Origin of the sequence: Micromonospora sp. DT62 (assembly GCF_049847285.1) — a bacterium.
Classification (GTDB): domain Bacteria; phylum Actinomycetota; class Actinomycetes; order Mycobacteriales; family Micromonosporaceae; genus Micromonospora; species Micromonospora reichwaldensis.
The window spans coordinates 35,933-53,922 of record NZ_JBNCOB010000007.1 but is presented as its reverse complement, the minus strand read 5'-3'; the positions used below and the strand labels follow the sequence as shown (position 1 = coordinate 53,922).

15 protein-coding genes and 2 tRNA genes are annotated in these 17,990 nt (G+C 68.7%); 12 read left to right on the top strand and 5 right to left on the bottom strand.

Translation table 11 applies throughout. The annotated features are described in order from the left end of the window. The first annotated feature begins 40 nt into the window (after positions 1–40). Positions 41–811 carry a CPBP family intramembrane glutamic endopeptidase gene (locus ACPXCB_RS12805; protein WP_425875105.1) on the top strand — a complete coding sequence of 257 codons (771 nt, stop codon included), beginning with the start codon at positions 41–43 and terminating at the stop codon, positions 809–811. Positions 812–1,031: 220 nt separating this feature from the next. Here the strand turns inward: ACPXCB_RS12805 and ACPXCB_RS12800 are convergent, their stop codons facing one another. Next, on the bottom strand, positions 1,032–1,850 hold the full coding sequence (locus ACPXCB_RS12800) for a hypothetical protein (protein ID WP_425875103.1): 819 nt from the start codon (positions 1,848–1,850) through the stop codon (positions 1,032–1,034). Between the two features lie 10 nt (positions 1,851–1,860). On the opposite strand from ACPXCB_RS12800, the gene ACPXCB_RS12795 reads away from it, so the two are divergent. From ACPXCB_RS12795 to ACPXCB_RS12770, 6 genes are all read left to right on the top strand, one after another. Next, complete coding sequence (locus tag ACPXCB_RS12795) at positions 1,861–2,292, top strand: hypothetical protein (protein ID WP_425875101.1); 432 nt, start codon at positions 1,861–1,863, stop codon at positions 2,290–2,292. A gap of 587 nt (positions 2,293–2,879) precedes the next feature. Then, positions 2,880–2,970: transfer RNA gene (locus ACPXCB_RS12790), tRNA-Ser, on the top strand. A gap of 36 nt (positions 2,971–3,006) precedes the next feature. Then, positions 3,007–3,079: transfer RNA gene (locus ACPXCB_RS12785), tRNA-Arg, on the top strand. A 486-nt stretch (positions 3,080–3,565) separates the two neighbouring features. Continuing rightward, on the top strand, positions 3,566–4,780 hold the full coding sequence (locus ACPXCB_RS12780) for an ABC-three component system protein (RefSeq protein ID WP_425875099.1): 1,215 nt from the start codon (positions 3,566–3,568) through the stop codon (positions 4,778–4,780). Beyond that, positions 4,767–5,255, top strand: a complete 489-nt coding sequence (locus tag ACPXCB_RS12775) for a three component ABC system middle component (protein WP_425875097.1) — start codon at positions 4,767–4,769, stop codon at positions 5,253–5,255. Before ACPXCB_RS12780 ends, ACPXCB_RS12775 begins: the two co-directional genes overlap by 14 nt. Continuing rightward, a complete protein-coding gene (locus ACPXCB_RS12770; protein WP_425875095.1) occupies positions 5,252–7,195 on the top strand; it encodes a DUF3732 domain-containing protein in 1,944 nt (647 codons plus the stop codon). The genes ACPXCB_RS12775 and ACPXCB_RS12770 overlap by 4 nt, the downstream gene beginning before the upstream one ends. Positions 7,196–7,589: 394 nt before the next feature. On the opposite strand, the gene ACPXCB_RS12765 is transcribed toward ACPXCB_RS12770, so the two are convergent. Next, a complete protein-coding gene (locus tag ACPXCB_RS12765) occupies positions 7,590–8,840 on the bottom strand; it encodes a S8 family serine peptidase (RefSeq protein WP_425875465.1) in 1,251 nt (416 codons plus the stop codon). Between the two features lie 288 nt (positions 8,841–9,128). Further along, positions 9,129–10,385: an MFS transporter gene (locus ACPXCB_RS12760; protein WP_425875463.1), complete on the bottom strand. Its 1,257-nt coding sequence runs from the start codon at positions 10,383–10,385 to the stop codon at positions 9,129–9,131. Positions 10,386–10,625: 240 nt separating this feature from the next. Here ACPXCB_RS12760 and ACPXCB_RS12755 point away from each other — a divergent pair, with 240 nt between their 5' ends. Further along, entirely contained in the window at positions 10,626–10,799 is a 174-nt protein-coding gene (locus ACPXCB_RS12755) for a hypothetical protein (protein WP_425875093.1), read from the top strand. 132 nt (positions 10,800–10,931) lie between these two features. Here ACPXCB_RS12755 and ACPXCB_RS12750 read toward each other — a convergent pair whose 3' ends face one another. Next, positions 10,932–11,279 (bottom strand): hypothetical protein, encoded by a 348-nt coding sequence (locus tag ACPXCB_RS12750; protein ID WP_425875091.1) that lies wholly within the window; start codon positions 11,277–11,279, stop codon positions 10,932–10,934. A 180-nt stretch (positions 11,280–11,459) separates the two neighbouring features. Here ACPXCB_RS12750 and ACPXCB_RS12745 point away from each other — a divergent pair, with 180 nt between their 5' ends. From ACPXCB_RS12745 to ACPXCB_RS12730, 4 genes are all read left to right on the top strand, one after another. Beyond that, the gene (locus tag ACPXCB_RS12745) at positions 11,460–12,035 is read left to right on the top strand and encodes an NADPH-dependent F420 reductase (RefSeq protein ID WP_425875089.1); all 576 of its coding nucleotides are present in this window, start codon (positions 11,460–11,462) and stop codon (positions 12,033–12,035) included. A gap of 179 nt (positions 12,036–12,214) precedes the next feature. Continuing rightward, positions 12,215–12,376 carry a hypothetical protein gene (locus ACPXCB_RS12740; protein WP_425875087.1) on the top strand — a complete coding sequence of 54 codons (162 nt, stop codon included), beginning with the start codon at positions 12,215–12,217 and terminating at the stop codon, positions 12,374–12,376. Between the two features lie 299 nt (positions 12,377–12,675). After that, on the top strand, positions 12,676–14,352 hold the full coding sequence (locus tag ACPXCB_RS12735; protein WP_425875085.1) for a cellulose-binding protein: 1,677 nt from the start codon (positions 12,676–12,678) through the stop codon (positions 14,350–14,352). A gap of 240 nt (positions 14,353–14,592) precedes the next feature. After that, entirely contained in the window at positions 14,593–15,825 is a 1,233-nt protein-coding gene (locus ACPXCB_RS12730; RefSeq protein ID WP_425875083.1) for a trypsin-like serine peptidase, read from the top strand. Between the two features lie 106 nt (positions 15,826–15,931). Here ACPXCB_RS12730 and ACPXCB_RS12725 read toward each other — a convergent pair whose 3' ends face one another. Next, complete coding sequence (locus ACPXCB_RS12725) at positions 15,932–17,800, bottom strand: ABC transporter ATP-binding protein (protein ID WP_425875081.1); 1,869 nt, start codon at positions 17,798–17,800, stop codon at positions 15,932–15,934. Positions 17,801–17,990: the final 190 nt, after the last annotated feature.

Here is a 17,990-nt window from a genome sequence, read left to right as displayed (position 1 = left end):
GCCGGTGCCGCCGGCCCTCGGCGTCGGGCAGAGTGGTGCGGTGACCGTTGAGCTGCAACGCCCGGCGACCCGCCGGATGCTCGGCACCGAGACGCTGCTCGTGCTCGGCCTCTCGCTCGGCCAGTCCGCCGTCTACGCGACGGTGTCGATCGTGGCGAAGCTGACCGCCGACGGGCCGCTGTCGAAGCAGACCGCCGCGCTCAACACCTCGGTGTCACCCCGGCCGTGGCTGGACCTGACGTACCAGCTGCTCGGGATCGTCTTCGCGCTGCTGCCGGTGCTGCTCGCCGTACACCTGCTGGCGCGGGACCCCGGCGATCCGGCCCGGACGCTCGGCCTGGACGCCCGGCGGCCCGGTCAGGACCTGGCCCGCGGCGCCGGCCTGGCCGCGCTGATCGGCCTGCCCGGCCTGGCGCTGTTCTGGGCGGCGGCCCAACTCGGCGTCAACGCCACCCTGGTGCCGGCCGCGCTGCCCGACCTCTGGTGGACGGTGCCGGTGCTGATCCTCGCCGCCGTGCAGAACTCGGTGCTGGAGGAGGTGATCGTCGTCGGCTACCTGACGACCCGGCTGCGCCAGCTCCAGTGGCGGGTCGGCGCGATCGTGGCGACGAGCGCCCTGCTGCGCGGCTCGTACCACCTCTATCAGGGCTTCGGCGCCTTCCTCGGCAACGTGGTGATGGGCGTCGTGTTCAGCCTCTTCTACCTGCGCACCCGCCGGGTCATGCCGCTGGTCGTCGCGCACACGCTGCTCGACATCGTCGCCTTCCTCGGCTACGCCCTGCTGCCCAGGGAATGGTTCGACTGGCTCTGACGCCCGCCAGCCCCTCCCCCCTCCGCGGCTTCGTCCCCTCCGCGGCCTCATCCCCGCCGGGACCGCCGTCGGGTGTCCCCTCCGCGGCCCCCGTCGGGGTGCCGCCCCGGTAGATCTTGGTGGGAAAGTGCCCCTCTGGGGGCCATTTCTCACCAAGATCTACCAGCGGCCCGCGTCTATCCCCGCCGCGTTTGCTCAGCCGAGCGCAGGTTGCCGGCGATCAGCGGGGCGTGGGTCGCCGGTAGGCGGTCATCGCGCGGGCGGCGAGCCGCTCGGCCGCCGCCGCGTCCCCGGCCGCGGCCACGAGCACCGCCGCGCCGGGCAGCAGCCGGGACGCCACCCGCAGCGCCAGCCAGCCGCCCGCCTGGGCGGCCAGCGGCGCCGCCAGCCGCCACGCCGCCTCCGCCGCCCGGGGCCAGCCCGCCTCGTCGGGCGCGTCCGCCGCCCCGGCCGCCGCCAACGCGGCCCGCGCGCTCTCCGCGTCCGGGTGCACGCGGGTCAGCACCAGCAGCTCCACCGCCCGGTCCGGATGCGCCGGGTCCCGGCCGTACGCCGCCGCCAGGTGCAGCACCAGGTTGGCCTGTGCCCACAGCACGGCCGCCAGCTCGGCCACCGGCGCGAAGAGCCCCGCCAGCGCGGCGGTCGCCCCGCCCACCCCGGCCTGCCGGACGAACCGCCGGGTCGCCAGCCGCGCCAAGCCGTCCGCTCCCGCATCGGGGTACGCGTCGCGCAGCCGCTGCGCCCAGTCGCGGGCCCGCGGCCCGAACGCCTCGACGGCGGCCAGGGCCAGCAACTCCGGCGCGAACGCGGGATGCTCCACCACCCGCGCGGCGGCCAGCCGAAGGACCGTTTCCGGCGTACGCCCCGGCGGTGTCCCCGCCGCCCCGTCACCGGCGTGCCGCTCGACCACCTGCGGGGGCGCGGCGGTCGGGTCCTGGACGGGGTCCTGGACCGGGGCCTCGGCAGCGACCGTCGCCGGGGTGAGCGTCGCCGGGGCGGCCTTCTTCGCGGGCGTCGCCTTCCGGGCAGGCTCGGCCATCGCGGCCGGTGTGGCCTTCTTCGTGGCCGTCGCCTTCCTCACGGGCGCGGCCTTCCTCACGGGCGCGGCCTTCTTCACGGGCGCGGCCTTCCGGGCCGCTGTGGTCTTCCGAGGGGGCGCGCCCTTCGTCGTCGCCGGGGGCGCCGCGCCTTCCGCCGTCCCCGGCTCTGTGGCCTCCGCCGCCGTCGTGGCCGGCTCTGCGGCCTCCTTCGCCGCCGTCCCCGGTACTGCGGCCTTCTTCGCCGCTCCCGGCTCGGCGGCCTCCGCCGGCGTCGTCACGTCGGCCTGGTCTGCCGCCTTCTTTGCCGTAGGCGGTCGCGTTGGCGCGGCCTTCTTCGCGACCGCCCTCTTCCCGGGCGCCTTGCGGGTGGGGGCGGCGTCACCGCCAGAGGTCTGCGTGCCGGAGGCGGGCGGGCCGGCAGCGGTGGGGGATCCCGGCTGATCGCCGGTAGCGGCGGACGCGCCGCCGCCGGTGTGCGCGACGTCACTCCCGCCGGTCTCGTCCGCCTGGCCGGGCCGCTCTTGTGGCGTCCGTGCGGCCGTGCGGTCGGCCTGGTCAGGCTGCTCTTGTGGCGCCTGCTCGGCCGTGCGGTCGGCTTGGTCGGGCCGCTCCCGTGGCGCTTGTTCGGCCGCGCGTCCCGACTGACGGGGCAGCGGCGGATCGGCCGAGGGCGGTTGGAAGAGCACCGCAGGCGCCGGCTTCGCCCGCCGGGGGCGCTTCCCGGAATCCTCCGGCCCGGCCGGCTCCGGCGGCGCGGGGGGCGGACTGAAGGTCGCCTTCGGGGAACGTCGGCGCGCTCCCTCAGCAGGCTCTCGGCGGGTCGGCTCGCGCGGCGGCTGCTCCTGCATATCGATGGAGCGTAGTCCTGATCACGCCCGTGCACAGCAGGGAAAGCCGAGGCCGGGGGGAGTCCCGGCCTGGTTCGGGACAGCCCGTTGCGCCGGCGGAGGGGCGGACCGGGGAAGTCGCTTTGCTCCTGATGGGTGAGGCCCTGTATCCTCGGGCGCGGTGGTCTGCAGGGCCACCAGGGAGACTTCGCCTAGTCTGGTCTATGGCGCCGCACTGCTAATGCGGTTGGGGTCTTAAAGCCCCTCCCGGGTTCGAATCCCGGAGTCTCCGCGCGAAAGCCGGGTGTGTAGACTGGCCAAGCACCGAGCGCCCGTAGCTCAACGGATAGAGCATCTGACTACGGATCAGAAGGTTAGGGGTTCGAGTCCCTTCGGGCGCACAGTAGTTGAGCAGGGCAAACGCCTCGTCGGAGATCATCCGGCGGGGCGTTTTCGTGCACCCATGGGTGCACACCCTGCTGTCAACTCTGGCCAACCGTTACAGAGAGTTGCCCGAGGCGAGCTCTAGTGACGGGTTGGCGCGCCTTGGCCGTAGGATTTGGGGCGGTGGCCGCAGCGCAGCGGAGCCCCTGCCTTCGGATCTTGAGGCATCCCCCGGCGGCCTACCCCAAGCGCCTCTCTCGACCCACTCGACGCGGGCTGAGGAAGCCGGTGCGGTGCCGCTGCTGTCGCTGCAACGTCCACATCAGTCCATGTACTGCCATCGCTCCTGCAGCCCAACCGGCTAGACGTGCCGTTTCCGGTACCGGATGATTGATATCCGACATCCGAACCGCTCTCCGTGTGACGAGACGTGTTTACTCAGCGACCCAGCTGTGATGTGCTGCCACGACAACTCTCCCGGCGGCAACTTTCCAGGAGCTCCAGTGAGCGGTTCAACCAGCGTCTTCGATGCCTCGGCTTCGGCCATCGGCTACCTCTACCAACTCCGATACGCCCTCTTGGCCGGGCTCAACGAATTCGGGAACGACGCAAGCTGGAGTGTGTCGGTCGAGGTGGTTGACGACGTAGAGATCGTCGCTCCCGGCGAGAGTAGACGTTGGCAACTGAAGCATCGAGCCGGCGGTACCCGGCTCACGGATGGCAGCACCGATCTATGGAAAACGCTCCGGATCTGGAGCGAAGGGGTCAGCGACGGCTCGCTGGACCCCGCCCGTACTCGGCTACTACTGCTGACAACCTCGGAGATTCCCGACGACTCGGTGGCTCACCATCTACAGCCGGGTCCGAGCCGAGATGTCCGAAGAGCACGCGAACTGCTCGAAGCGGCGGCCGCGAAGTCGACATCCGATGCAAAGAAGAAGAGCATCGAGGCGTACTGCGGCTTGAGGGACGATCAACGACAGGCGTTGCTCTCCGCCGTCACCGTCCTCGGTGAGGGTCCCAGCATCGAGGACGTGCATCGGGATCTCCTCCAAGTCTGCCACTTCGCTGTCGGCAAGCAGGCGGCCGAATCGCTACTCAACCGCTTAGAAGGATGGTTCATACAGCGGTGCATCGAGACCATGCGGGTCGAGGTTGCGCTGCCTATCTCCGGTAGCGAGATTGATGAGAAGTTCAGTGAGTTGCGCGGCCAGTTCCGACCCTACAACCTCCCGATCGATGACGACATCGCAGAAATGACCGCGACTCGGGACGAGTACCGCGACCATACGTTCATCCGACAACTCGACTTGATCGGAGTTGGCAATCGTCGGATCGAACTTGCGGTACGGGACTACCTGCGGGCGTCCACACAGCGTTCCCGTTGGTCGCGCGAAAACTTGCTTCTTCCAGGCGAGATCGGATCTTACGAGCGGCGGTTGCGCGAGGAATGGGAGACGCACTTCGCCGTTATGCATGACGATCTCGGCGAGGAAGCGGCGGAAGAAACGAAGATCGCGGCGGCGAAGCAGATTTACGGTTGGGTGGAGACCGAATTCCGCAGGAACATCCGGCCGGAATGCCACGACCCCTTCATCTGCAAAGGTTCTTTCCATATCCTTGCGGATGACCAGCGCGTGGGATGGCACCCGGACTTCGAAGCGCGCCTTCTGGCCATCCTGGAGCCTGTGGGTGGTGCGGTGAATGCCAGCGCTTGATCTCTTGAGCCGGGAAGAACGCAATCTGTACAATCCGGCCTTCGCCGGACTCCTGATTGCCCGTGCTGTGCAGGGGCATGAGCAGGAGCACCGCTCAGGCTGTCACGTCCTTCTCGCCGTTCTAGCTCCCGTCATGGCCCTCACTGCGCCCCTTCGGACCGCGCTGCCGAAAAGTATTTCTGCGACGACGGTTAATTGGATCGAGCGTGAATCCGCAGCCAGGGTCCACCTCCAACAGGCTGCGCCTTTGCTTGGCCCACTTGTGAAGGAAGGGCTCTTGCTTGGCTTGCGGGCCGACGTGCTCGTATTGGAAGAGCAGCACTTTCTCCGTTCGACCCAGCGAGTTCCCAAGAGGATCTCCGGTGATACTCCGGAAGTTGCCCAGATCCAGAGAGCTAGCTTCTTCCTTGGCCGGTGGCTGCCCAAGGCTGGCGACCTTCATACGATTTTTACACTGCTTGGAGTCCGTCCTTGAGCTTCCAGATCAGGCATGTCGTTGTGTACGGTAGTGGCGAGCGACTGCGCAAGGTGACGTTCGAGCTCGGACAGCTAAATATCATCACGGGATCCTCCCGTAGGGGCAAAAGCGCGATCTTGACAATCATCGACTACTGCCTCGGCAGCCGTGGATATCCGGTCAAGGCGGGAGTGACGAGAGATAATTCTAGAGGTTTCGGTCTTATGATCGTGAGCGGTGACCGGGCAATGTATATCGCCCGGCCCGTGCCGGAGCGCTTGCACAAAACCGCCGAAAGTATGCACATCAGTGTTGTCTCCGATCAGGAGTCCATACCAGCATTCGATGACCTAGACTTCAACACGAACGTCGACACGGCCAAGCAGATCATCGGTGATCTGTGTGGCATCGACCGTTCGCTGCGCCTTCCAATGCCTGGCACCACCGGCCCGCTGTCTCCGAGTATCCGGCACGCGCTGTTCTTTGTCATGCAGGAACAGAACGAGATCGCTAACCAGGACGTCCTGTTCCACACTCAAGGGGATGAGCATCGCCCCAATGCAATTCGAGCTGTCATTCCCTACTTCTTGGGGGCCGTCGATACCGAGTACGCCAGCCTCACGATTAGACTACGTACCCTGAAGCGAGAGCTCCTCGCACTGCGACGGGCCCTCGATGAACGCGCGGCAGCCCTTGGTGCCACCGGCCAGGCTCGTGCGCTCCTCGCGGAGGCAGCGGCAGTTGGACTGCTCGATGAGCTGCCGCCGCAGGGACTCAACGAAGGCGAAGCTGTCGGGACGCTGCGGTCGATCTCACTCGTCGATGTCCGGTCCATTGGGCAACCGAAGGCCCAAGGCGATCAAATCACGGCACTCAACCAGCAGCGTGGGGAGCTGCGGGACCGGCTCGCCAGCTTGAACATCCAACTGACCAGGCTTCGCCGTGCAGCGAACGAGAACGACGATTTTGCGTCCGAGGCCGGCGAGCAGCGCACTCGCCTTGCGTCGCTTGGCTTCTTCGGAAACGAGGTTGGTCCTCCAGCCGGCTGCCCGGTGTGCGGTAACGACGCTCCCGGCACCGAGGATGTCTGGGCTGACATGCGCCGCGAGTTGGTGAGGCTTGACGGGGAAATCGCTGCAATTCGAACGGACACTCCCAAGATCGATCAGATGGTGGCGCTGCTGGCCGAAGAGATCCAAGAGGTCACGCATCTGCTGCGAGTCAACAAGGCTGAGATCGATGAACTGGAGGCCGGGGTTCAGGCCATCCAGAGGCTCCGCGACGCCGAGACCCGCATCGCGTTGGTTCAAGGCCGGATCGGCTTCTATCTGGAGATGCTCGACCGGCGTGGCCAGCAGCCGCCGATCCAGGACCGCACCGCCGAGATCGAGACCCAGATCGCCGAGATCGAGGCAAGGTTGGATGAAAACGGAAACCCCGACCTGCTCGCATCCTTTCTGGCGCGCATCAGCCAGAACTTGTGGGAGAAGGCCCAGCGCCTTGGAATTGAGCACTCGGCATGGCCGGTCCGCTTGGACCTCCGGCGTCTCACCGTCGTTGCCGACACCCGCAACGGCGCAGTGCCACTGGACGAGATGGGCAGCGGCGAAAACTATGTCGGCTACCACGTTGCAACCTTCCTGGCCTTGCACGAGTGGTTCGCGACGGAGAGACGACCTGTGCCTAGAGTTTTGATCATGGACCAGCCGTCGCAAGTCTGGTTTCCTTCGGACTACGCCGGTGACGGCTCGCACGTGCTGCCCGACGACGATCGAGAGGCGCTCGTCCGCATCTATCAGGCCGTCATGGAAACCATCGCGCGTCCCGAGGTGGATCTCCAAGTCATCGTCATGGAGCATGCCGACCTTGAGGAGCAATGGTTCAGCGACGCGGTCAGGTATCGATGGCGGGCTGACGGCGAGGCGCTGATTCCCGCGGATTGGATCGAGGAGGACTAGCGACCCATCCGGCTGCACGGCCTGCGATCGTCGCGAAGACGCGGGCGAGAGGACTGGGTTCTCTAGCAGAAATCGATCTTGCACCCATGGGTGCACCTTGAGGTCGGGAAGCGTGTTCCTGCGTCACGTTCCGTAGAACCTGCTACATACCGAACCCGGGCAAAACCGCATAACCCCAGGTCAGGAGCGCCTTCCCTCGCTGACTACGGATCAGAAGGTTAGGGGTTCGAGTCCCTTCGGGCGCACTTCACGACCAAGGCCGTGACCAGCGGAAACGCCGGTCACGGCCTTGATTGCTTCTGCGGGTTGGGGCAGAGCCTCCCAGGAGTTGGATGTCGCGGTTGACCTGGTCTTGCGCAGGGGGGCGAGCGGGGGTCGGGACGACAGGGCCGGGTCAGAGCGCCGGGGACAGGTGCAGGAGACGGTTGGGCGAGCCGACCCCCGGGTTGATCACGACCGGGTTGGCGACGCTGAACAGGTAGCTGGCCACCTGGGCCGGTGTCCAGGTCGGGTTGTTGCTGAGCACCCGAGCGGCGACGCCGGCGACGAGCGGTGCGGCGTGCGAGGTGCCGCTGATCGTCTGGGTCGCGGTGGTCGAGTTCCACCAGGCAGACGTGATGCGATCGCCTGGAGCGAAGATGTCCAGGCAAGGGCCGAAGTTCGACCAGCTTGCCCGGCTGTCGTTCGTCAACGTCGCGCCCACGGTCAGCGCGGCCGGCACCGACGCGGGTGAGACGGTGCAGGCGCTCACGTTCGAGTTGCCGGCCGGGACCGTTACCGTGATGCCGTCGGCGACCGCGTTCGTCACTGCGGTGTTGAGCGCGACGGTGGGGCTGGTCAGCACGCCGATGTTCGCCACGGCCGGTTGCCCGGCGAGGTGGTTGGCGATCATCCAGTTGATTCCGTTGATCAACATCGACAGCGTGCTCGGCAGGGCGCAGTCGAACACCTTGACCGCGACCGGCACGACGTTCTTGGCCGCCCCGTGGGTCGTCCCGCCGACGGTGCCGGCGACGTGGGTGCCGTGCCCGCTGCAGTCGTTGGCCGGGAGCATGCCGTCGACGGCGTCGTAGCCGTACACCGCCTGGCCGCCGAAGTCGGCATGGCCGATCTGGATCCCGCTGTCCACGATGTACGCCCGGACGCCGGTTCCGACACTTGTGAAGTTGTAGGTACCACTGAGTCCCAGCGGTGCGTCGATCCGGTCGAGGTTCCACGGCGCGTTCGTCTGGGTGGTGGCCAAGCTGGTCAGACGGTCCTGCTCCACGACCGCCACCGCCGGGTCGGCGGCCAGCCGGCGGGCCACCAACTCGGAGGTCCGTACGGAGAAGCCGTTCAGCGCGTCGCGCCAGACCTGGTCCGGGCGGAAGCCGTACCGGTCGGCGAGGCGGGACACGCCAGCCTGCCGATCGGCGACCGTACCGCCGCTGTCCTTGAGGGTGACCACGTAGCCGCCGGGCACGGGGGTGGCGTTGCCGGCGCCGAGGATCTCGCCGGTCGCCCCGGAACGCGCCTCGGTGGCGGGTGTCGCAGTGGCCGGTCCGGCAGCCACGGTGAGGAGCATGACCGTGGTGGCGAGCGTGGCCATGGCGGCCGTTCCGGCTCGACGTTCGCGGGCGAAGATCGTGTGGCGGTGGAGTCTCATCTCCCAGCCTCCCTCTGTTCCGGCCATTCCGGCGGGCGTACGACGCGCCGATTGAATCGTCCGAACGGTTTTGCCGGATCGTACAGTCGATAGATGGCTGCATTCCATCGCGGAATTCATGAATCCAATCGACGGCAGTCTTTTTCGGCGTGGAGTGAGAAGAGTTCTGACTCGATGTATCAGGGCTGCTTCCGGGGCCTCGACTGCGGCTGCTGCTGTCTGCGGGCCGCGGGTAACCTCGTCCTGGGCGCGGCCACGATCAGCCCAGCACCCCGCGCGTCAACCGGGTCACCGCCTGGTCAGCCTCGTCAGGACGCCCACGAGCGTGACCAGGGCGATGACCTGCGTGACGGCCACCGCAGTCGTCAGACTTGCTGGCGAAAGCTCGTACAGGAATCCGGCTGCGGCACCGCCGGCCAGCGCCCCTGCGCCCTGCACCGCGGCGAACACCCCGTACGCGGTCGCTCTGCGTTCCCGTGGCACGAGATCGGCGACCAGCGCCTTGACTGTGGAGTCCTGCACACCCACGGCGGCACCCCACAGCAGGACTCCCGCCGCTGCCAGCGGCAGGCCACCGGCGAACAGCAGGCCGGGCACGGCGGCGATCAGCGCCGGAAGCGCGATCAGCACCCGTGGGCCGGTCCGGTCGTAGAGAGCGCCGGTGAGGAGGGCGGCGAGCGCGCCGGCGGCCATCGCCGCCGCGTACATCAGCGGCACCGTCGCGGTCGCGACGACGCCCGCGCGAACGAGGTGGAAGCCGATCAGCCCGAAGGTCACCAGGCCCGCTGTGCACAGCGCCATCGCCGCCGCGAACCAGTGGAACATCGCCGGCAACGTCGTACGCCGCGCCGCACGGGTGGCCGGCGGGTCGGATGACGCCGAGGGGGTGCCGCCGGCCGGTGCGTTGCTCGCCGCCGGCACGTCGGTACGCGCCCGAACGGCGAGCAGCAACAGCATCGCGACGACGCCGGGCAGGGCAAGGACGGCCAGCGCCGGCCAGAGGGTCCCCGCCGCCATCGCGACGACCGCGGCGACGAGCAGCGGGCCGGCGAATGCGCCGACCTGGTCGAGTGCCTTGTGGACGCCCAGCCCTCGACCCAACCCGACGCGGCTGGCGGCGTCGGCCAACAGCGCCGACTTGGCCGGACTGCGGACCGCCTTGCCTAGCCGTTCGGCGAGGATCAACGCGGCGGCGACGGCCAGACCAGCGCCGCCCAACAGCGGCGTGAAGGCGAGCAGCGGTACGCAGACCGCGGTCAGGCCGTACCCGAAGAGGGTCAACGACCAGTACCGGCGGGTCCGGTCCGCAAGCGGCCCGGACACCAGCCGCAGCAGCAGCGCCGCCGCCTCACCGGCGCCGGTGACCAGCCCGACGACGACAGCGGACGCGCCCAGTGCGGCCAGCAGCGGCCCGTACACCGAGCGGGCACCTTCGTACACCATGTCGGCGGCCAGGCTCACCACGCCGAACCCGACGACGACCCGCCACGCCGACCTGTCGCCTGTGCCCACACCTGTCCGGGACAGCAGCGGGCTGCGGATCAGCGTCCGCTTGCCTGCGGCGCCACCAGCGGCATCCACTCCAGCGGCGTGATCCCCACCATCCACGTCCGAACGCACCTCGGCATTATCCGCAGCGGGTGGCGGCAGGAAGCAGGGCAGGTCTCGGGTGGCCGCCCCGGCGACCCTCGGCGTAGGCCGTCGTCGGCCGGTGCCGCCCTGTCCCGCGTACGCCCGATGAGCGGCCGACGGGCGGTGCCGGCCGTCGGGGCTGATACTTGGTCGATGACCAACCCTGATCTCGACCCGGAGCTGTATCCGCCGCTCGATCCTCGGGAGCCCGTGCCCGACGACGCGGCGCAACTACTTCCCGACACGCCCGACGTGCTGCCGGAAGCACCCGCCGAACCGCTTCCGGACGACGGTGACCAGGCCGGCGGGGTCCGCGAACCGGCCTGATCGGCCGCGAGGGCCGGAGGCCACCGGGACGCGGGAGAGGTGCTCGTCCACTGCTCCGGCCTGATACCGCTCGGAGGAACGTCGCGGATCGGCGACGGTCACGCCGGTGGCCGTGGCGAGCCGCGGACGGCACTACATCCAGATGTACTCCTCAGCAATGGCCCCGTCCCGCCACTTTGCCACCGTCACCATCCGGCTGCCGTCCTCGAACTCGCCCACCACGCAGGTCCACTCCCCCGATCCGAATCCGATGGGGTGCGACTTGATCTGCGGTGGCTCGCCACCGTTCTGCTGGGTGAACGCCACCATCGCGTCGATGTGCTCCTGGACGCCCCGAGTCTGCGGTTGTCCTTTCATGTCCACCAGCACGTCGTCAGTGTGATGGTGGGCGAAAATGCCGTTCCAGTCCGCCGAATTCCAACCCTTGAAGTCGAGATCGTCCATGCCCTTCAGGTTGCGGGTGACTTGGTCGTCGGTCATGACACGATCCCCTCTGGGAATGGCGATAACGTCTCCAGGCGAGGCTACAGCGACCCACGGAACGCGTCGCCGGATCGCCAATTCGCCGCGTCACCTGCGAGGGCCGTGGGAGGATGGCGACGCGATGCACTGCGGGCGCAACTTCTTGCTGAATCACCGACCATTTGTTGAGGAAGCTTCATGGCGCACATCTCGATCATCGGTGCCGGCAACATGGGACAGGCCATCACCGCCGCTCTCACCAGCGACGACAACGTGGTCGATCTGCTCGGCAAGGAGGATGCCGACAAGCCGGTCGACGGCGACATCGTCGTGCTCGCCGTGCCCTACCCTGCCGTGGATCAGGTGCTGGCCCAGCGCCCCGGCCAGTTCGACGACAAGATCGTCGTCGACATTACCAATCCGCTGGACTTCGAAACCTTCGACTCCCTGACCGTCCCTGCCGACTCCTCGGCGGCCGAGGAGATCGCCGCCAAACTGCCGAACTCCCGACTGCTCAAGGCGTTCAACACCACGTTCGCCGGCACCCTCTCCGAGGGAACCGTCGGCCCGCTGACCACCACGGTGCTGATCGCCGGTGACGACGCAGACGCCAAGGCGACCCTCGCTGGCGTGGTCACCGCCAGTGGCCTGAAGGCGATCGACGCCGGCTCGCTCAAGCGCGCTCGGGAGATGGAGTCTCTCGGCTTTCTGCAGATAAGCCTGGCGTCGAATGAGAAGGTCTCCTGGTCCGGCGGCTTCGGTATCGTCGGCTGACCCGCAGTTCCCACCCACGCCAATTGTCTGTCTGTCCTTCGCGGACATTCGGCTGCTCGGTGTCTGCTCGTCCGACGAAGCGATGCCTACCCCCCGTCGCGTCCGTCGGTCCTGATCGGCGTTGCCGTGCGCGGCGCGGCCGGTTGTCTTCCGGCCTCTGGTGCTGGGACAAGCTCGACGTGACACCCGGCAGCGTGCTCTTCATCGACGACACCACCGTCAACATCCACGCCGCCGAACGCCTCGGCATGCACACCCACCAGTTCACGGAGCCTGCCGGGACGGCCCAGGCGATCAGCCGGGTGCGACCAGGGTGGCCGAGGTCCGACGCCAGGCTCTAGCAGGCCAGACGATGCTGGGCTGGGTGATCCGGTCCAGCTCCATCCTCGGGCCGCGGCCCGTTGCCAACGGCCACACCTGGGAGAGCCACCAGCGGCGCCAGCGGACGCGGACAGCGCGTTGCCGTATGCAACAAACCTGCACGTCTCCGCACTTGCCTCGCGGGCAAGCGCTTTCCTAGCCTGTGTTTCATCGATGTTTCGATCCCTGACCGGGCTGAGGGTACGGACACGAAGCCGCATGCGGTGTCGGGCCGTGCAGGCAGTGCCCCGCACCGTGCTCACTCCTGAGGAGTCCAACAGTGCGAACCACAGTGCGACACAAGCTTCTTGCCGGCGGCACCGCCGTGGCTGCCGCAGCCGCGCTCGCCTTGGCGCTGCCGATGACCCAGGCGTCGGGTGCGGCTGGCGGCCCCAGTCCCGCATCGGCCGGCGCCAACGCGACCAACCTCAGCCTCGGGGCGGGCTCCGACGGCTCGAGCAAGGCCAGCGGCACCAGCTACGGCAACGTGCTCGACGGCAGCATGGGCACCTACTGGTCGCCGGCCGGCTCGACCGGCCGCATCTCGATCAAGTGGGGCACCGCCACCACGGTGGCCTCGATCAACATCCGGGAGGCGGCCGGCGCCGTCGGGGTCATCGGCTCCTGGCGGGTCGTCAACAACGACACCGGAGCCACGCTGGCCAGCGGTACCGGGGCCGGGGCCATCAACTTCGCCGCCACGTCGCTGCGCAAGATCAACTTTGAGATCACCGGCTCGACCGGTACGCCGAGGGTCGCCGAGTTCGAGACGTACGCCTCGGGCGCGACCACCCCGCCGACGACTCCGCCGCCGACCACGCCCCCGCCCACCACGCCCCCGCCCACCACTCCGCCGCCGACCACTCCGCCGCCGTCGAGCGGCACGCTGTACGTGGCGCCGACCGGCACCGACAGCGCGGCCGGCACGGAGGCGAACCCGACGACGCTCGCCTCCGCGATCACCCGGATCGCCGCCGGCGGCACGATCTACCTGCGCGGCGGCACCTACCGCTACTCGCAGACCATCACCATCGGCCAGGGCAACAACGGCACGTCGGGCGCGCGCAAGAACCTCTTCGCCTACCCGAACGAGACCCCGGTGCTGAACTTCTCGGCCCAGAGTGAGGACCCGGCGAACCGTGGCCTCGCGGTGGGCGGTTCGTACTGGCACATCCGCGGCATCGTCGTGGAGCGGGCCGGGGACAACGGCATCCTGCTCGGCGGCAACAACAACATCATCGAGCGTACGGTGACCCGCCACAACCGGGACTCGGGGCTCCAGCTCTCGCGGCTGGTGGCCAACGCGCCCCGCGACCAGTGGCCGTCCAACAACCTCGTGGTGAGCACCGTGTCGCACGACAACGTCGACTCCGACGGTGAGGACGCCGACGGTTTCGCCCCGAAGCTCACCGTCGGCTCCGGCAACGTCTTCCGCTACACCGTGGCCCACAACAACATCGACGACGGCTACGACCTCTACACGAAGAGCGACACCGGGGCCATCGGCGCGGTGACCATCGAGTCCTCCCTCGCCTACGACAACGGCACCCTCAGCAACGGCGGCCAGGCCGGGGCCGGCGACCGCAACGGTTACAAGCTCGGTGGCGAGGACATCGGGGTGAACCACATCGTCCGGGGCAACATCGCCTACGACAACGGCAAGCACGGATTCACCTACAACCGCAATCTGGGCACGATGCAGGTGTCGAACAACGCCAGCATCGGCAACACCGAACGCAACTTCACCTTCGACGGCGGCTCCTCGGTGTTCCGGAACAACACCTCGTGCGACAGCGGCGCGAACGACAAGATCGTCGGCAACTCCGACAGCTCGAACCAGTTCTGGTCCGGCACCAACGGATCCCGGTGCGCCCAGTACTCCGGCGCCCTGGGCTGGTCCTTCGCGTCCGACGGTCGCCTCGTGGTGACCTTCGGCGGCAGGGTCGTCACGCCGTAACGAGCGGTACGACGCCGGCGTCACCGCAGCGGTGACGCCGGCGTTCCGACCCGTGCGGCCCGGCCGTGGCCGGGCTCGACCGCGGGAGTGCGTCGTGCGGGTGGTTCCCGCCAGGAGCCCGCCGGCGCGACCGAGGACACCGCGCCGGTAGGTAGGCATCGATATGTTTACATGTCTCTATCGGCTCGTGTATGAAGGCTGCAAGCACGTCTGGGTGCTGGTTCCTCGGGAGGAGCGACGATGAAACATGCCATGCGCCGCCTACGAACGGCGGCGGTCGCGCTGGGCGCCTGCACACTCGGGCTGAGTCTGATGTCGGCACCCGCCGCCGAGGCGTACTCGGTGCAACCTCTCGCGCCGCAATCCGAACGGGCACCCGAATCGGAGCAGTTCTCGGCGGAGGGCGTCACCACGGTCGGTGAACTCCGCACCGTCACCGGCACGCTCTCCTCCGCCGGCGACGCCCGGACGCAGGTCATCCGGCACCCCGGCGCGTCGTACGTCAAGGTGCACTTCAGCGCGTTGCGACTGGCCCACGGCGACTACGTCACCGTGGCGAGCCCCGACGGCCGGGAGAGCTACCGGTACGACCGCTACCTGAACCGGGCGACCGGCGCGGACTACACCACCGACGGACAGCCGGGCTTCTGGGCGATGTCGGTGGAGGGCGACACCGCGGTGGTGACGATGCACAGCAGCCGTGCCTCCCGTGGCAACGTCGCGACCATCGACCGGTTCTGGCGCGGCTACGACCGCGCGGAGATCGCGCAGCACAACCTCTCCACGCAGTCCGTCTGCAGCACCGACGCCCGCCGCGACGTGGTCTGCTACCAGAACAGCCACCCCACCGAGTACGCCCGCGGCAGGGCGGTGGCGCGGCTGCTGATCAGCGGCGGCGGTATGTGCACCACCTGGCGGGTCGGCAACACCAACCGCATGCTGACCAACAAGCACTGCTTCTCGACGCAGGCCGCCGTCAGCGGCAGCGAGATGCAGTTCAACTACCAGTGCGCCACCTGCGGCGGCTCGAACCCCGGCGCCGGCACCAAGGTGAGCGGGGCGACCCTCTACAAGGTGAGCAGCGGCGGCTCCAGCGAGCTGGACTACGCCCTGTACTCGGTGAACAACTTCACCAGCATCCAGAGCTTCGGCACGCTGTACCTGGCGACGACCGCCACCACCACCGGCACGCGGATGTACATCCCGGGGCACGGTGACGGCAGCCCGAAGCGACTCTCGATCTTCGAGGACACCCAGAACGGTGCGACGTGCACCGTGAAGAACGCGAACTACAACGCCTCGAACATCAGCTACAGCTGCGACACCTCCGGCGGCAACTCGGGCTCGCCGGTGCTGAACTCCAGCCACCGGGTGATCGCCCTGCACCACCTCGGCGGCTGCCCGTCGAACCAGGGCGCGAAGGCGCACCTGATCTACAACCAGATCGCCAACCTGATCGACAACAACGGCTGACGACGACTGACGACGACGGGCCGTCGGGGCGCGACACGCACCCCGGCGGCCCGTCCGCTCGCTCGCTCATCGCCCCGGCACGCGCCGCGCGACCACGGTGGACACGTCAGGCCGGCACCGGTTGATCGAACTGGGTGCGGTACAGCTCGGCGTACCGGCCGCCCCGGGCCAGCAGGTCGGGGTGCCGGCCGCGTTCCACGATCCGGCCCTGTTCGAGCACCAGGATCTGGTCGGCGGAGCGGATCGTGGAGAGCCGGTGTGCGATGACCACGCTGGTCCGCCCGGTCAACGCCTCACCCAGCGCCGCCTGCACCGCCGCCTCGGACGTCGAGTCGAGGTGTGCGGTGGCCTCGTCGAGGATCACCACACGGGGGCGGGAGAGCAGCAGCCGGGCGATGGTGAGCCGCTGACGTTCGCCGCCGGAGAGGCGGTACCCCCGCTCGCCCACGACCGTCTCCAGGCCGTCCGGCAGCGAGCGGATCAGGTCGGCCAGCCGCGCGCGACGCAGCACGTCCCACAGGTCGTCCTCATTGGCGTCCGGTCGGGCGTAGAGCAGGTTGGCGCGGATGGTGTCGTGCAGCAGGTGACCGTCCTGCGTGACCACCCCGAGGGCGTCCCGGACCGAGTCGCCGGTCAGGTCGCGGACGTCGCGCCCGGCGAGCCGGACGGCGCCCTCCTCCACGTCGTACAGGCGCGGCAGCAGTTGCGCGATGGTGGACTTGCCCGCGCCCGACGAGCCGACCAGGGCGACCATCTGTCCGGGCTCGGCGCGGAACGAGATCCCGTGCAGCACCTCCTCGCCGCCGCGGGTGTCGAGCTTCGCCACGTCCTCCAGCGAGGCCAGGGATACCTTCTCGGCAGACGGGTACCCGAAGCGGACGTCGTCGAACTCCACCGCCACCGGCCCGTCGGGCAGTGGCCGGGCGTCCGGCTTGTCCTCGATCATCGGCTTGAGGTCCAGGATCTCGAAGACCCGCTCGAAGCTGACCAGCGCGCTCATGATCTCCACCCGCGCGCTGGCGAGCGAGGTCAGCGGCGCGTACAGGCGCGACAGCAGCAGGGCGAGCGCGACGACCGCGCCGGCGTCGAGTTGCCCTCCGATGGCGTACACGCCGCCCAGGCCGTACACCAGGGCCAGCGCGAGGGAACCGACCACCGTGAGGGCCGTGATGAAGACGGTCTGCAACATGGCGGTACGCACGCCGATGTCGCGCACGCGCCGCGCGCGGGCGGCGAACTCGGCGGACTCCTCCGCCGGTCGCCCGTAGAGCTTGACCAGGGTGGCGCCGGGCGCGGAGAACTTCTCGGTCATCCGGGTGCTCATCGCCGCGTTGAGGTCGGCAGCCTCCCGTTCGAGCCGGGCGAGCTTCCGGCCCATCCGCCGCGCGGGCAGCACGAAGATCGGCAGCAGCACCAGCGCCAGCAGGGTGATCTGCCAGGAGAAGGTCAGCATCACCGCGAGCGTCAGCAGCAGCGTCACCGCGTTGCCGACCACGCCCGAGAGCGTGTCGCTGAACGCCTGCTGCGCCCCGATCACGTCGTTGTTGAGGCGCGAGACCAGGGCGCCGGTGCGGGTCCGGGTGAAGAACGCGACGGGCATCCGCTGCACGTGGTCGAAGACGGCGGTCCGCAGGTCGAGGATCAGGCCCTCGCCGATCCGCGCCGACTGGTAGCGGGTGAGCAGCCCCAGCCCGGCCTCGGCGAGCGCGATCAGGGCGATCGCCACGGCCAACCGCACCACCGTCGCCGTGTCGGTGCCGGAGACGATCGCGTCGACCACCCGCCCGGCCAGCACCGGTGCGGCGACGGTCAGCACCGCGGCCACCACGCTGCCCGCCAGGAACCACGCGAGCAGGCGGCGGTGCGGGCGGGCGAAGGCGCCGATCCGCCTCAGGGTCGCCTTGGAGAAGGGCCGCTGGTCACGCTGATGCATCGCGTGGTGCAGGGACATCCACGCGGTGACTTCCATGCTCATGCCGCGAACCTAGGACCTGCAGCGCGGTTGAGGTCAAGCGAATTCGTCCCCTGTGGAATGCGGGAGCGCGGGGCGGTCGGAGGGGCGCGTCCCTCCGACACTCCACGGCGGCGGTGTCCCTCCGCTCGCGGACACCGCCACACTGGGATACTCTCCGTGCTGCTTCAGTCACGATGTCGTCGTTCGAAGG